Source organism: Ruegeria arenilitoris, assembly GCF_013032855.1.
Lineage (GTDB): Bacteria > Pseudomonadota > Alphaproteobacteria > Rhodobacterales > Rhodobacteraceae > Ruegeria > Ruegeria arenilitoris.
On sequence record NZ_WQDA01000005.1, the window covers coordinates 188,815 to 203,216 of the forward strand.

Here is a 14,402-nt window from a genome sequence, read left to right on the forward strand (position 1 = left end):
ACGACATGTCCCGAATTGATGAAACCATGGAATTCATCCCCATCCGCATCGCTGTTCTGACCGTATCGGACACGCGGTCACTGGCCGAAGATCGTTCGGGGCAAACGTTGGTCGATCGGATCGAGCGTGCGGGGCACACCGTGGCCGACCGCAAGATCATTCAGGACGAGCGCGCCCAGATCGCCGAGCAGTTGCGGGCGTGGGTCGCCGACCCCGAGATTGACGTGGTGATCTCGACCGGCGGCACCGGCTTGACCGGGCGCGATGTCACGGTCGAGGCGCATCGCGATGTCTACGAAAAGGAAATCGAGGCTTTTGGCACCGTGTTCACTCTGATTTCGATTGAGAAGATCGGAACCTCGGCGGTGCAGTCGCGGGCCACAGGTGGCGTCGCCGGCGGAACCTATCTGTTTGCCCTGCCGGGCAGCCCGGGGGCCTGCAAGGATGCCTGGGACGGCATTTTGGAAAAACAGCTGGATTATCGCCACCGGCCCTGCAATTTCGTGGAAATCATGCCCAGATTGGACGAACATCTGCGACGGAAGTAGACTGGTCGTACGTTTAACGGCTCATAACCGCCTTGTGGGTTGGTATTTTTTCCGGCCCGGCTACCTATTTATAGACGGCGTCCCGTTGCAACCGGAGTGAAAGATCTATGCGATTTCTGCGGCAGAGCCTTATCGGTGTCTTTCTGGCATCCCTGATGCTTGCGCTGTTGATTGTCGCGGCGCAGATGATCACCGGCGCAGTGCAAGAGGTCATGACCCGCGACAACAAACCCCCGCAGGCGCGCGAACGCGTGTTCGCCGTCACGGTTCAGAAGGCCGAGCCACAAACCGCCACCCCCTATCTGGAAGCATTCGGCGAAGTTCAAAGCCGCAGGCGTCTGGAATTGCGGGCGGCGCTGGGCGGCCGCGTCATCGGGCTGGCGGAAAACTTCGAGGATGGCGGGGTTGTGCGCGCAGGCGAAGTTCTGGTTGAGCTGGACCCGGCCGATGCGCAGGCGGCGCTGGACCGGGCGCGGTCGGACCTGCTGGATGCCCAGTTTGAAGAACGCGATGCCGAACGCGCCCTGCTTTTGGCGCAGGATGAATTGAAGGCCGCCGAATCCCAATCGGATTTGCGGGAACGGGCCCTGCAGCGTCAGAAGGATTTGCTGGACCGTGGCGTGGGTGCGACCGCCAGCGTTGAAGAGGCCGAATTGGCCGCGGCCTCGGCCCGGCAAACCGTGTTGTCGCGCCGTATCGCTTTGGCGCAGGCCGAGTCCCGCGTCGATCAGGCGACGACGTTGCTGGCGCGGGCCCGTATCGCTTTGGAATCGGCGGAACGCGATCTGGAAGACATGACCATCCGCGCCCGGTTCGACGGGACGCTGACGGGTGTCACGCTGGTTGAAGGGCGCCTGGTCACGGCCAATGAAAAGCTGGCCGAACTGGTCGACCCGTTTGCGCTGGAGGTCGCGTTCCGTGTTTCGACCGCGCAATACGTGCGGTTGCTGGACGATCAGGGCAAGCTGATCCCGGCACCGGTGACCATCTCGCTTGAGGTGACGGGCACGGACCTGAGCGCCACCGGTCGGATCAGCCGCGACAGCGGGTCGGCCGGCGAGGGCCAGACCGGCCGGTTGCTTTATGCCCGGCTTGATGACGCGCCGGGGTTCAAGCCCGGCGATTTCGTGACCGTTTCGGTCGAGGAACAGCCGCTGGATAATGTCGTGCGTCTCCCGTCTTCGGTTCTGGATGCGCAAGGCACAGTGCTGGTGCTGGGCGACGACGACCGGCTGGAAACGCTCCCGGTCGAACTGGTGCGCCGGCAAGGGGACGAAGTGCTGCTGCGCGGCGCCGGGCTGGAAGGGCGCGAAGTCGTTGTGGGTCGGACCCCGCTGCTGGGGTCGGGGGTCCGCGTGCGCCCGGTTCGCATCGAAGACAGCGCCGCGGTCGAGCCGGACATGGTCGAGCTGACGGACGAGCACCGCGCGCGGTTGGTGGCGCAGGTCGAGGCCAGCGACCGCATGTCCCAGGACGCCAAGACCCGTGTTCTTGCTCAGTTGAGCGAGGCGAAGGTGCCGTCGTCTCTGCTGCGGCGGCTTGAAAACCGGGCCGGGGGATAGGCGCCATGATGCGCGAGATCCCGGGCGCGGCCAGCGGCATCCTCAGCTATTTCACGCGTCACCGGACCATTGCCAACCTTCTGCTGGTGGTCATGCTGGTCCTTGGCGCGGCTTCGGCGCCGAACATGCGGGCGCAGTTCTTTCCGGACGTGATCCTGGAACGGGTCAATGTCAACGTCGAATGGGATGGTGCGGGGCCCGAGGATGTGGACAACGGGATTGTCCAGATCCTTGAACCTGCATTGCTGGCGGTCGAAGGCGTTGCCAGCACCGAGTCGACCTCTCGCGAAGGATCGGCCCGCATCGCGCTGGAGTTTGAACCCAACTGGGACATGAGCCGCGCCGTCGAAGAAGTGCGCACCGCGGTCGACAGCGTGACCAACCTGCCTGAGGACGCCGAAGAACCGTCCATCCGGCGGGCCGCGTGGCGAGACCGGGTGACGGATGTTGTCCTCACCGGCCCGATCGAGACCGGGCAGCTGGCCAAATTCACGGATGAGTTGATCAATCGGCTGTTCGCTGCCGGTGTCACGCGGACCACGATCCGCGGCCTTGCGGCCCCACGCATCGTGGTCGAAGTTCCCACCGCGCAGTTGATCGCCAACGACATCACCCTGTCCGAGATCGCCTCGGCGGTCGCGGCCGAGGTCACGGCCAATCCGGCCGGGGACGTGACCGGAGCAAACGCCCGGATCCGCACCGGTGTCGAAAAGCGCACCCCGGAAGAGATCGAGCGCATCGCTTTGCGCACCTATCCGGACGGGTCCAAGCTGGTGGTCGGCGATGTCGCGCAGATCCGGGTCGAGGGCGTCACCCGCAATCGCAGCTATTTCGTGGGCGAAAATCCGGCCATGTCCGTCCGGGTGGACCGGTCGAACCTGGGGGACGCGATCGACATTCAGCACACGGTCGAGGATGTGGTCGCCGAGATGCAGGCGAGCCTGCCGGATGGTATCTCGGTCGAGCTGATCCGTACCCGGGCGCAGGCCATCACCGACCGGTTGGACATTCTGATCGACAACGGGCTGGTCGGGCTGGGCCTGGTGGTGTGCCTGCTGTTCCTCTTCTTGAATGCGCGCATCGCATTCTGGGTCGCGGCCGGTATCCCGGTGGCCATGTCGGCGGCCATCGCCTTCATGTATATCGGCGGGCTGTCGATCAACATGGTCTCGTTGTTCGGACTTATCATCACGCTGGGTATCGTGGTGGATGATGCGATCGTGGTGGGGGAACACGCCGATTTCCGGGCCCGCCGTCTGGGCGAGCCACCGGTCGTTGCCGCCGAGCGCGCCGCCCGGCGCATGGCGATGCCGGTTTTTGCGGCCACGGTCACGACCGTGATCGCCTTTTTCGGTCTGACTGCCATTGGCGGACGGTTCGGAGAGCTGATCCGGGACATTCCCTTTACGGTGATCGCTGTACTGATCGCCTCGTTGATCGAGTGTTTTCTGATCCTGCCGAACCACATGGCGCATGCCATCGCACATTCGGCCAAGGAACACTGGTATGACTGGCCCAACCGGGTTGTGAACAGGGGTTTTCGCTGGGTGCGCGACACTCTTTTCCGACCTTTGGTGGCGTGGGCAATCTGGGCGCGATACGTGGTCGTGGCCCTGATGATCGCCATTCTGGCCAGCCAGATAGCGCTGTTCATCAAGGGCGACGTCAATTGGCGGTTTTTCAACGCGCCCGAGCGGGGCTCGGTCACCGGCAATTTCATCATGGCCGAAGGCGCTACCCGCGCCGACACGATCGAAATGATGCACATTCTGCAGCGCGCCACCGAAGAGCTGGGCCAGATCTACGAAGAACGCCACGGTCGCAACCCGATCGACTATGTTCTGGCCGAGATCGGGGGCAGCGCCGGCTATGGTCTGTCCGCCGCCGATGGCAAGGATGGCGATTTGCTGGGCGGTATCTCGATCGAGCTGATCGATGCCGACCTGCGACCTTATTCCAGCTTTGAATTCGTGGGCGAGCTGCAGGAATTCGTGCCGCGCCATCCCAAGGTCGAATTGCTGACGTTCCGCGGCTGGCGCTCGGGTCCGGGTGGTGATGCCATCGACGTGCAGCTTTTCGGCGCGGACGTGAACACACTGAAATCCGCGTCCGAGGCCCTGCAGGCGGAACTGTCGAAATACCCCGAGGTTTCAGCGCTGGAAGACAATCTGGCCTATGACAAGGAAGAATACATTCTGGATCTGACGGCACAGGGTGAGGCGCTGGGTTTCCGCATCGAGACATTGGGCAGGGTTCTGCGTCACCGTTTGAACGGGATCGAGGCGGCGACATTCCCCGACGGTCCTCGCAGCGCCGAGATCCGGGTCGAACTGCCGGAAAGCGAGCTGACCGCAGATTTCCTGGAACGCACGTTGATGCGGTCACCGGACGGGGTCTATGTCCCGCTGGCTGACATCGTCTCGGTCAAGCGCGAGTCGGGGTTCTCGACGGTGCGCCGGGAAAATGGCCTGCGGGTGATCGCAGTGAACGGGGACATATCAGAGGATGACCCGGCCCAGGCCGCGGAAATCACCCGCGCCATGCGCGAGGAAATCCTGCCGGATATCGCCGCCGAGTATCAGGTCGAGTGGCGCATGGCCGGTCTGAGCGAACAGGAGGACGAGTTCCTGACCGAGGCGCGTACCGGTCTGATCCTGTGCCTGACCGGAATCTATCTTGTTCTGGCGTGGATCTTCGCCAGTTGGACAAGGCCGCTGGTGGTGATGGCGATCATTCCCTTTGGTCTGGTCGGCACCATCTGGGGGCATTACATCTGGGGTGTTCCGCTAAGCATGTTCACGGTCGTCGGCCTGTTGGGCATGACCGGGATCATCATCAATGACTCGATCGTTTTGATAACGACCATTGATGGGTATCAGCAGGATCGCGGGCTGGTGCCCTCGATCATAGAAGGCACCGCTGACCGGTTGCGGCCGGTGATGCTGACCACGCTGACGACGGTGATGGGGCTGGCCCCGTTGCTGTACGAAGGGTCGCAGCAGGCGCAATTCCTCAAACCCACGGTGATCACGCTGGTCTACGGGCTCGGGTTCGGCATGGTGCTGGTGCTGCTCCTGGTTCCCGCGTTGCTGGCGATCCTGAGTGATATCTCTCGCCCGATGACGGCGATGCGCCGCGCCTTGCGGGCGCCGGACAAGGTGGTCCGGGTCGCGGCCGCGGGGACGGGCGGTGCGATGATCCTCTGGCTGCTGGTCACCATGGTCTGGCCGGTTCTGGCCGGCGCGCCGCTGGGTGTGCTGTCCGGGCTGTACGGCGGCGAGGACGGTCTGGCGTTGCTGAGAATGGGGCTGGGAGCGTTCGCGGCCGGTGCGGTTGCCATTCTGGTCGTCAGCCTGATCGTGTCCGGGGCGCTTTATGTCAGGCTTTCATCCCGGGCCAGTGCCTGAGACAGAAGGTCGGGCACCCGGGCGCTCATGGCAAGGTCGCGGTCCAGCACCTGCCGGATTGGGAACCAACGCGCATCCTGCGCATCATCCGCTGCGACCGGAGTGCCGGATCCGAAGCGGCAGGACACGCCGACCAGCAAATAGTGGGCGGTGATCTGTCCGGCCGAATCCCGGACCAGCAGATCAAGGTTGCCCAGATATGCCTGCGGGGTTGCTTCGATACCGGTTTCTTCCATCAACTCGCGCGCGGCGGCCTGCAAGACGGTTTCGCCCCACTCCACATGGCCGCCCGGAAATCCCCAGAGACCGGCATCGGGGGCCTTGCTGCGTTGCACCAGCAGGACATGGCCCTGATCTACGACAACCGCCAGTGCGCCGATCCGGGGAACCTGCTGCATCCGCTCAGCCCGCGCTGCAGCCCAGAATGTCGACCGCGTGTTTGGTCCCCAGAACCGTGATCCGCACGGCGGACCGGTCCAGCGCAAAGGGCTGACCGTCTGGGCTGATCACCTCGGACGTGGCGGTCAGCCGGTTGCCTTGCCGCTTGGTTTCAGTCTGCGAGGCCCACAGGGCCGGGTTCCCCGGTTCGATCACCGCAAATTCGGCACCACCGGCCGAGGGCATGTCGATCTGTACCTGAACCTGCAAACCGTCCGCGGTCGGGCTCAGGCGACAGGCCGCGCCGGTAACGCCAGCCTCGCGTGCAGAGAAGGGCCTTTGCGCAAGCGCAGCCGCGATCGCCGGATTTCTTGCTGCGCCGGCGTCCAGTTCGTGGTCAAATTTCAGCGATGCGGGAATGCAGACATCATTGCACACTCCCAGATCGACCTCGCCGCGCAACCGTACCGGTTTGGATGCGTCCTTGGGGGTAATCCGAACCGGCAACACCAGCTGGGTTTCATAGCCGATGGACTTCAGGCCGTTCTGGTCAAAGACATGCGGCGTGGGCCAGGTGATCGCAACCGCGCCGACATTGCCGGAGCGGCGCCAGTCGAATTCAGGCGGAATGCCGGCGTCACCGGGGGCCCGCCAATAGGTCTTCCATCCGGGTTCCAGATCCAACCGGATCGCGGTGAGATAGGTTCCATCCTCGGATTGGCCGCCATCGATCACGTCCAGCCGGACGATCGAGTCGATCGATTGCCCCTGCGCAGGTGCGGCCAGGGCCAGAAAAGCTGAAACAACGGTCAGGACGGGTTTGAACAGCGATCTCATGATCCATACATGCGACTTGCGGGCAGGTTTGCCAAGTCACGTTCTGGTCACCGGCAGAAATCGCGGGATTTCAGGCGTGATCCCTTGCCAATCCGGCTTCCGCAAGGTCATTGTAAGGGAATAAGCCGCACGAGTTTTTTGATGGATCTGACTGGAAAACTGTTGATTGCGATGCCCGGCATGGGCGATCCGCGCTTTGATCATTCAGTGGTGTATCTGTGCAGCCACGGCGATGACGGCGCGATGGGTCTGATCGTGAACAAACCGTCGGATTTGCGGATCAAGACGCTGCTTGAACAGTTGAACATCGCGTGCCGCATCCCGGTTGTCGGAGAACGCCTTGTGCATTTTGGTGGTCCCGTCGAATTGTCCCGGGGGTTTGTGCTGCACAGCGCGGACTACGACGCAAATCTGCATTCGCTGCACGTGGCCGGAGATTTCAGCATGACGGCGACGCTGGACGTGCTCGAAGATATCGCTTCTGGCACAGGGCCGCTGAACTCGATGCTGATGCTGGGCTATTCGGGATGGGGGCCGGGGCAGCTGGAAGATGAGATCGCGGCCAATGGCTGGTTGACGACCGATGCCACATCGAAACTGGTTTTTGACGTTGCCGACGACGAAAAGTGGGAGGCCGCCTTGGCTACGCTGGGTGTCGATCCGCTGACGCTGTCGGCCAGCGCCGGTCGGGCCTGATCAGGAATTGCGCGGCGCCGCGGCCCGGCGCAGGCGGTCGTTGATGGCCGCCCCCACGCCCTCGGAAGGGATCGGGCTGACGGCAATCGGCCGCCCCGTACCGTCCAGTTCGTGCAGATACGCAAACAGGTTTGCCGCCGCTTCGATCAGGTCACCCCTGGCAGACAGGTTGCGGTCGCAATCGACATTGCCAAATCCCAGCAGCAGTTCGTCCCCGCGCCGCTCGGTGGCGTTCAGCCGCACCGGTGCATCCGGAGCATAATGTGACAGCAACTGCCCCGGAGCGGTCAGCAGATCTCCGGGCTTGTGGCGGGTCAGGCGCGTGCCCAGAACCGTTTCGATCTGTTCCAGTGCCACACCGCCGGGCCGCAGCAAAGCGGGGGTGCCGGCCAAGCCCACGATGGTCGATTCCAACCCGACTGAACAGGGTCCGTCATCCAGTACGGCGGCGATCCGACCGTCCAGACCTGCGCGCACATGCGCCGCAGTGGTCGGGCTGATCCGACCGGAGGGGTTTGCCGATGGGGCAGCGACGGGTCCGTCAACTGCGCTCAGCAATGCGCGCGCGGTTGGGTGGGCTGGCACCCGCACGGCCAGCGTCTCCAGCCCTGCCGTCACCAGCGAGGACACGCCATGCCCTGCGCGCAGCGGCAGCACCAGCGTCAGCGGACCGGGCCAGAACGCAGCTGCCAGTTTTTCGGCATTGTCCGACCACTCGACATAGCGTTTGGCGGCCTCGACCGAGGCGACATGCGCGATAAGCGGGTTGAAACTGGGTCGCCCTTTGGCGGCGTAGATCGCGGCGACGGCTTCGCCGTTGCGGGCGTCGCCGCCCAGCCCGTAGACGGTCTCGGTCGGGAAGGCGACCAACAGTCCCTGACGCAGCAGGTCGGCCGCGGCTGCAATCCCGGCGGGATCAGCATCCAGATATTGCGTGCTGTTGGGGATCATGGGTGGTGACGCGGCGTTTTGGTTGCTTGCAACAGGGGGACGGATAGGTAATCGAACAAGCTTAGATGAATACCGGCGCGGGCCATGGATTCCAAGCCCGCCATTGCGACCGACACACGATTTCCGGGGGAAACCATGCCATATCGCGCTCCTGTCACTGATTACGAGTTCCTGATGGACAAGGTGGTGGGGTTCAAGGACGTCGCCGCGACCGAGAAATTCGCCGAGGCCACCCCGGACGTGGTCAGCGCCATCCTGACCGAGGCCGGCAAGATGTGCGAAGAGGTAATGGCCCCCCTGCAGCGCCCCGGCGATCTTGAGCCGGCGCGACTGGAAAACGGGGTTCTGCGGACCTCGCCCGGCTATGCCGATGGCTGGAAGGCGATCGCCGAGGGTGGCTGGATCGGCATGAGCGGTGACCCCGAATACGGCGGCATGGGCCTGCCCATGACCGTGACCACCGCCGTCAACGAGATGATGAGCGCCGCATGTCTGTCGCTGCAGCTGGCCCCGTTGATGAGCCAGGGTCAGATCGAAGCGCTGGAACACCACGCCAGCGAAGAGCTCAAGGCGCTGTACCTGCCCAAGCTGATGTCGGGCGAATGGTCGGGCACGATGAACCTGACCGAACCGCAGGCCGGGTCTGACGTTGGCGCGCTGACGTCCAAGGCCGAACCCAACGGCGATGGCACCTATTCGGTGACCGGGCAGAAGATCTACATCTCTTGGGGCGACAATGACTTCTGCGAGAATGTCTGCCACCTGGTTCTGGCCCGTCTGCCCGATGGCGCGCCGGGGACCAAGGGGATTTCCCTGTTCCTGGTGCCCAAGTTCATCCCCGATGAAAACGGTAATCCGGGCGTGGCGAATGACCTGAAGGTGGTGTCGTTGGAACACAAGATGGGACTGCATGGCTCGCCCACCTGCGTGATGCAGTATGACGGCGCCAAGGGCTGGCTGGTGGGCCAGGAACACAAGGGCATGGCCGCCATGTTCACGATGATGAACAACGCGCGCCTCGGCGTCGGCGGGCAGGGCGTGGGCGCGGCCGAGGGCTCCTATCAGCACGCGTTGGCCTATGCTCTGGAACGCAAGCAGGGCAAGACGCCTTCGGGCACGATCATCGATCATGCCGATGTGCGCCGGATGCTGATGGACATGCGGGCCGACCTGTTCGCCGCCCGTGCGATCATGCTGGCCAATGCCGCGGCCATCGACATGGCCAAGGCCACCGACAACGCCGACTGGGCCGCGCGGGCGGCCCTGCTGACCCCGATCTGCAAGGCTTTCGGCACCCAGACCGGCATGCGCGTGGCCGAGACCGGCCTGCAGGTGCATGGCGGCATGGGGTATGTCGAGGAAACCGGCGCCGCGCAGTATTACCGCGATGTTCGCGTCACCGCGATCTACGAGGGGACCAACGGCATTCAGGCCATGGACCTTGTCGGCCGCAAGATGATGGACGGGGGCGAAGCCGCCGCCCGCCTGCTGGACGAGATCGAAGATCATGCCGAGCGCGCCCGCGCCACCGTGCCCGAGCTGGCCGGCCCGGTATGGGAGGCGACTGAATCCCTGCGCGAGGCGACCGAGTGGCTGGTGGCGCAAGAGGACATGAACAATCGCTTTGCCGGGGCCGTGGCCTATCTGAACGCCTTTGCCCGCGTGCTGGGTGCGCATTACCACCTGATCGCCGCTTTGGCCGATCCGGATGGTCCGCGCGCCAAGCTGGCGCGGTACTACATCACCGCGCGCCTGCCGGAATACGCGGGCCTGCTGGATCAGGCGCAGATCGGGGCCAAAGACCTGTTCGCGCTCAGCGCCGACGAACTGGCCGCGTGATGGACGGCGCGCGGCCTCCGGCGTTTCGCCATCCCTGGCCCGAGCCGCCCGCGCCCGGACAAGCCACCGAGATCGCCGAGGGCGTGCTTTGGATGCGCCTGCCGCTGCCGATGGCGCTGGACCACGTCAATGTCTACGCGCTGGATGACGGCGATGACTGGACGGTGATCGACACCGGGATTTCATCGAAAAAGACGCGCGGCCTGTGGTCCGACCTGATGGCCGGGCCGCTTGCGGGCAAGCCGGTGACCCGGGTGGTGGTTACGCATCACCACCCCGACCACGTCGGAAATGCCGGGTGGTTCCAGTCGGAGCACGGCGCCGATCTGGTTTCGAGCCGTACCGCATGGCTGTTTGCGCGAATGCTGACGCTGGACGTGCAGGAGAGCTGGCCGGAAGAGACGCTGGAATTCTACCGCAGCGCCGGCATGGCCCCCGAGATCCTGGCCAAGCGCATGTCCGAGCGGCCCTTCAATTTTGCCGACACGGTCTATCCGATGCCTCTGGGCTTTGTCCGCATCAAGCAGGGCGACGTGATCCGTATGGGCGGGCGGGACTGGGACGTGCATATGGGCAATGGCCATGCCCCCGAACACGCCACGTTCTGGAGTCGCGACGACAACCTGGTGATCTCGGGCGACCAGATCCTCAGTTCGATCAGCCCGAACCTGGGCGTCTATGCCACCGAGCCGATGGCTGACCCGGTGTCCGACTGGCTGGAGGCCTGTGAGCGCCTGCAACAGCTGGCACGGCCCGATCAGGTGGTGTTGCCGGGCCACAAGCTGCCCTTCATCGGCCTGCCGATCCGCATGAAGCAACTGATCGAGAACCATCACGGCGCTCTTGCACGCCTGCTGGACGATCTGGACGCGCCCAAGGCGGCCTCGGATTGTTTCGTGACTCTGTTCAAACGTCCGATCCGCGACGGCGAATACGGTCTTGCGCTGGTCGAAGCGGTTGCGCATCTGAACCAACTTTATCACACTGGAGCCGTGACCCGGGCGCGCCGTGAGGACGGCGCATGGGTGTATCAGCGCAAAGGTTGAGACGATGCAGGACAAGATCGAAACCTCGGCCGAGGCCGCCGAAGCGGCGGCTCTGCCCCGGTGCTATGAGGTTCATGCTGACCCGGACAGCACGTCGGGCACCAAGGATCTGCCCGAACCCCTGCGCCAGCCGGTCGACAGCAAAAGCCCCGCCCAATGGGCGTATGAGCGGCTGATCCTGTACATCCAGAACTTCGAGCAGACCCTCGATGCCGATCACGAGGTCGCCATGGGCTTTACCGGCGGTGACGCCGGGGTGATGCGGATCGAGGGGATGGGATATTTTGACCCCGACGTGATCACCTTCTACGGCTCGGACGGTTCGGGCGCACGCACCCAGCTGGTGCAGCATGTCAGCCAGCTGAACGTCATGCTGCGCGCCCTGCCCAAAACGGTCGAGGACAAGCCCGCCAACCGGATCGGCTTTCGCCTGGCCGCCAAGCTTGAGGAAAGCTGAGCGTCACGCTTGCAATTCACATCTGCGCGGCCTTGAATGAATTCAGCATTCAAAGGGGGCCGGCGTGTCACATTTCTCAACCGTAACAGATGCCTATCGCGGGGCCTGGGTCCGACGCCGGACCTTTGTTCCCATCTATCTGGCGGTGCGTCTGCTGCTGATCGCGCTGATCGCACCCGGCGTGGCCTTCACCGTGAACCTGGCGGTGATGCTGTCCGACCAAACCGCGCTGACCGATCAGGACATCGCCATGTTCATCCTGTCGCCGGTTGGTTTCGTGGCGGCGGTGGTCATTCTGGGCCTGTTCTTGTTGGCCGAGGTGTTCGTCTTTTCGGTCATGGCCGGATCGCTCAGGATGGGCGAGAGCGACCCGTGGAGGGCCGGCGGGTCGGCGCTGCGATTGATCCTGTCGCGCCTGCCGACGCTGTTTTCCTTCGCGGTGCGCTTCATTCTGCGGGTACTCGTTCTGGCGGTGCCCTTCGTGGCGGTCGCGGGCCTGATCGCGTGGTGGACGCTGACCGAATACGACATCAACTATTACCTGACCTTCCATCCGCCCGCCTTCCAGGTGGCCGTCGCGCTGATCGGGCTGGTGGTGCTGGCGTTGGCCTGGGTGCTGATCCGCCGCCTGTCGGCCTGGGCGCTCGCCCTGCATCTGGTGCTGTTCGAGGGAATTGCGCCTTCGGACGCCTTCGCCGAAAGCGCCCGCCGAATGGAGGGCAAACGCGGCCGGTTGAAGATCGAACTGGCACTGTGGCTGGCCATACGTCTGGCGATTGCTGCGCTGATTGCCGCCGTGGCCAGCCTGTTGTTCCACCTTGTACCTCTCGAACAGGGCACGAACCTGCGGTTTGCCCTGACGCTCAGCCTGCTGGTGGCCGGGCTGTGGTCTCTGGCCGGATTGGTGCTGGCGGCTGTGGCGCTGGGCGCGCTGGCGGTTCTGCTGGATGGGTTTTTTGAACCTCGCGCGGCAGAGCTTCCCCATCCCGAAGCCGGAAATCTGCGCGCCCCGGTTCTGGTGACCGTTGCCGCGGCAATCGTGGCCCTGCTGGCCGGGATCTGGTTCAGCCAGGACGTCCTGGACCAGATATCGGCACCCGATCATGCCGACGTGATCGGCCACCGGGGCGCGGCGGCGCTGCGGCCGGAAAACACGATGGCTGCGGTGCTGAAGGCCATCGAAGACGGGGCCGACTGGGTCGAGATCGACGTACAAGAAAGCGCCGACGGCGAGGTGATCGTGGCCCATGACAGCGACTTCATGAAGCTGGGCGGGGTCAACCTGAAAGTCTGGGATGCCACGATGGAGGATGTGGGGCAGATCGATATCGGCAGCTGGTTCGACCCCGAATATGCCGATCAGCGCACTCCGACCCTGCGCGAGGTTCTGGAGGCCGCGAAGGGCAAATCCAAGGTCATCATCGAACTGAAATACTATGGCCATGACGTGGATCTGGAAAACCGCGTGGCCGCCATCGTCGAAGAGTTTGGGATGGAGCAGGACATCGCTACGATGTCGCTCAAATACCCGGCGGTGCAGAAGATGAAAGCGTTGCGCCCGGACTGGCGCGCCGGCGTTCTGGCTGCCACGGCGGTGGGCGATCTGACCGGGCTGGAGGGCGATTTCGTCGCGGTAAATGCCGGGATGGTCACGCCTGGGCTGATCCGCTCGGTCCATGATGCAGGCAAAGATATCTATGTCTGGACGGTGAATGACCCGCTGCAGATGTCGTCGATGGCCTCGATGGGTGTCGACGGTCTGATCACCGACCGCCCCGCCATGGCGCGTGAAGTGCTACGTGTCCGCGCCGAAATGGAACCGGGCGAGCGCTTGCTGCTGTGGCTGGCCACGACCTTCGGCCTGTCGGTCGATACCGAGGCGATGCGCGATGAAAGCCCCTAGCTTCGGTTTTTTGCTTGCCTGCCTTGCCGGGTCGGCTTCGGCGCAGGATCTGATGCGCGGCGTCGAGATGCCCGCGCATCGGGCTTTGATCGCGCAATCGGTTGGACAACCATTGAGCGCGTTTGAAACCGATGGCTGCTCGGGGGGCATGTCGTCCAGCTGGCGGCTGGTGGCAGAGACCTTTCCCAGATTTCGCGCGGTTTACGAAAGCCACCCGCCGTGGGAATCCTGCTGCGTAACTCATGATCGCGCGTATCACACCGCCGGGGGCGCCACGTCCGCCGACGCCAGTTTCGACGCCCGGCTGGAGGCTGACCGCGCCCTGCGCGCCTGCGTCAAGGAATTCGGAGCCGTGCATGCGCAGGACTATGCCACGCAGTACGACATGACGCCCGAGCAGGTGACGTCGGCCATGTCGATCACCGCCGAGGCGATGTTCATGGCCGTCCGATTCGGAGGTGGCCCCTGCACCGGCCTGCCGTGGCGGTGGGGCTTCGGGTATCCCGGCTGCTCGGTTTTTGCCACCGATGAGGCTGCGGGCGACTGAACTCGGGCATCTGCGCGCGATTGACGTCGTGACAGGCCGGAAAATATGATTTATCCAAACCGGCAAACACGCGAATTGGGAATCTTTCGAAATGGCTGAACACAAGCACGGCGAGATGGACATCACAGTCCAGACCAAAACCTTCAACGGGTTCATCAAATTCACCACCTACAGCGTCGTGGTGATCTGCTTCATTGCCCTGTTTCTTGCGATCTTTGGGGCATAAGCCGG

General features: G+C 63.8%; 13 protein-coding genes. 10 read left to right on the plus strand and 3 right to left on the minus strand.

The window, feature by feature from the left end:
* The first annotated feature begins 5 nt into the window (after positions 1-5).
* The 3 genes from moaB to GOW72_RS16485 all read left to right on the plus strand — a co-directional run bounded on the left by moaB (position 6) and on the right by GOW72_RS16485 (position 5,517).
* Complete coding sequence (moaB, locus tag GOW72_RS16475) at positions 6-548, plus strand: molybdenum cofactor biosynthesis protein B (protein WP_170367590.1); 543 nt, start codon at positions 6-8, stop codon at positions 546-548.
* A 107-nt stretch (positions 549-655) separates the two neighbouring features.
* Positions 656-2,110 (plus strand): efflux RND transporter periplasmic adaptor subunit, encoded by a 1,455-nt coding sequence (locus tag GOW72_RS16480; RefSeq protein WP_170360035.1) that lies wholly within the window; start codon positions 656-658, stop codon positions 2,108-2,110.
* A gap of 5 nt (positions 2,111-2,115) precedes the next feature.
* Positions 2,116-5,517 carry an efflux RND transporter permease subunit gene (locus GOW72_RS16485; protein WP_170367591.1) on the plus strand — a complete coding sequence of 1,134 codons (3,402 nt, stop codon included), beginning with the start codon at positions 2,116-2,118 and terminating at the stop codon, positions 5,515-5,517.
* On the opposite strand, the gene GOW72_RS16490 is transcribed toward GOW72_RS16485, so the two are convergent.
* Together GOW72_RS16490 and GOW72_RS16495 are read right to left on the minus strand one after the other, a co-directional pair.
* A complete protein-coding gene (locus GOW72_RS16490) occupies positions 5,484-5,915 on the minus strand; it encodes an NUDIX hydrolase (protein WP_170367592.1) in 432 nt (143 codons plus the stop codon). The genes GOW72_RS16485 and GOW72_RS16490 overlap by 34 nt on opposite strands.
* A 4-nt stretch (positions 5,916-5,919) precedes the next feature.
* Positions 5,920-6,732: a protein-disulfide reductase DsbD domain-containing protein gene (locus GOW72_RS16495; protein ID WP_170367593.1), complete on the minus strand. Its 813-nt coding sequence runs from the start codon at positions 6,730-6,732 to the stop codon at positions 5,920-5,922.
* 141 nt (positions 6,733-6,873) lie between these two features.
* Between GOW72_RS16495 and GOW72_RS16500 the strand changes: the two genes are divergently transcribed.
* A complete protein-coding gene (locus tag GOW72_RS16500; protein WP_170367594.1) occupies positions 6,874-7,428 on the plus strand; it encodes a YqgE/AlgH family protein in 555 nt (184 codons plus the stop codon).
* Here the strand turns inward: GOW72_RS16500 and GOW72_RS16505 are convergent, their stop codons facing one another.
* Entirely contained in the window at positions 7,429-8,379 is a 951-nt protein-coding gene (locus tag GOW72_RS16505; protein ID WP_170360045.1) for an L-threonylcarbamoyladenylate synthase, read from the minus strand. It abuts the gene before it with no gap.
* Positions 8,380-8,514: 135 nt separating this feature from the next.
* On the opposite strand from GOW72_RS16505, the gene GOW72_RS16510 reads away from it, so the two are divergent.
* The 6 genes from GOW72_RS16510 (at position 8,515) to GOW72_RS16535 (ending at position 14,397) form a co-directional block, all read left to right on the plus strand.
* Complete coding sequence (locus tag GOW72_RS16510; RefSeq protein ID WP_170367784.1) at positions 8,515-10,218, plus strand: acyl-CoA dehydrogenase; 1,704 nt, start codon at positions 8,515-8,517, stop codon at positions 10,216-10,218.
* Positions 10,218-11,264 (plus strand): MBL fold metallo-hydrolase, encoded by a 1,047-nt coding sequence (locus GOW72_RS16515; protein ID WP_170367595.1) that lies wholly within the window; start codon positions 10,218-10,220, stop codon positions 11,262-11,264. Before GOW72_RS16510 ends, GOW72_RS16515 begins: the two co-directional genes overlap by 1 nt.
* A 4-nt stretch (positions 11,265-11,268) precedes the next feature.
* Positions 11,269-11,721: a DUF6173 family protein gene (locus GOW72_RS16520; RefSeq protein WP_170342276.1), complete on the plus strand. Its 453-nt coding sequence runs from the start codon at positions 11,269-11,271 to the stop codon at positions 11,719-11,721.
* A 64-nt stretch (positions 11,722-11,785) separates the two neighbouring features.
* Complete coding sequence (locus GOW72_RS19100; protein ID WP_170367596.1) at positions 11,786-13,624, plus strand: glycerophosphodiester phosphodiesterase family protein; 1,839 nt, start codon at positions 11,786-11,788, stop codon at positions 13,622-13,624.
* Positions 13,611-14,171 (plus strand): hypothetical protein, encoded by a 561-nt coding sequence (locus GOW72_RS16530; RefSeq protein WP_170367597.1) that lies wholly within the window; start codon positions 13,611-13,613, stop codon positions 14,169-14,171. Before GOW72_RS19100 ends, GOW72_RS16530 begins: the two co-directional genes overlap by 14 nt.
* 91 nt (positions 14,172-14,262) lie before the next feature.
* Positions 14,263-14,397: an aa3-type cytochrome c oxidase subunit IV gene (locus tag GOW72_RS16535; protein ID WP_093963530.1), complete on the plus strand. Its 135-nt coding sequence runs from the start codon at positions 14,263-14,265 to the stop codon at positions 14,395-14,397.
* Positions 14,398-14,402 lie beyond the last annotated feature (5 nt).

Excerpts from the sequence above, each read along its gene's own strand:
- moaB (WP_170367590.1), top strand. The coding sequence starts at position 6 with ATGTCCCGAATTGATGAAACCATGGAATTCATCCCCATCCGCATCGCT.
- GOW72_RS16480 (WP_170360035.1), top strand. The coding sequence starts at position 656 with ATGCGATTTCTGCGGCAGAGCCTTATCGGTGTCTTTCTGGCATCCCTG.
- GOW72_RS16485 (WP_170367591.1), top strand. The coding sequence starts at position 2,116 with ATGATGCGCGAGATCCCGGGCGCGGCCAGCGGCATCCTCAGCTATTTC.
- GOW72_RS16490 (WP_170367592.1), bottom strand. The coding sequence starts at position 5,915 with ATGCAGCAGGTTCCCCGGATCGGCGCACTGGCGGTTGTCGTAGATCAG.
- GOW72_RS16495 (WP_170367593.1), bottom strand. The coding sequence starts at position 6,732 with ATGAGATCGCTGTTCAAACCCGTCCTGACCGTTGTTTCAGCTTTTCTG.
- GOW72_RS16500 (WP_170367594.1), top strand. The coding sequence starts at position 6,874 with ATGGATCTGACTGGAAAACTGTTGATTGCGATGCCCGGCATGGGCGAT.
- GOW72_RS16505 (WP_170360045.1), bottom strand. The coding sequence starts at position 8,379 with ATGATCCCCAACAGCACGCAATATCTGGATGCTGATCCCGCCGGGATT.
- GOW72_RS16510 (WP_170367784.1), top strand. The coding sequence starts at position 8,515 with ATGCCATATCGCGCTCCTGTCACTGATTACGAGTTCCTGATGGACAAG.
- GOW72_RS16515 (WP_170367595.1), top strand. The coding sequence starts at position 10,218 with ATGGACGGCGCGCGGCCTCCGGCGTTTCGCCATCCCTGGCCCGAGCCG.
- GOW72_RS16520 (WP_170342276.1), top strand. The coding sequence starts at position 11,269 with ATGCAGGACAAGATCGAAACCTCGGCCGAGGCCGCCGAAGCGGCGGCT.
- GOW72_RS16530 (WP_170367597.1), top strand. The coding sequence starts at position 13,611 with ATGAAAGCCCCTAGCTTCGGTTTTTTGCTTGCCTGCCTTGCCGGGTCG.
- GOW72_RS16535 (WP_093963530.1), top strand. The coding sequence starts at position 14,263 with ATGGCTGAACACAAGCACGGCGAGATGGACATCACAGTCCAGACCAAA.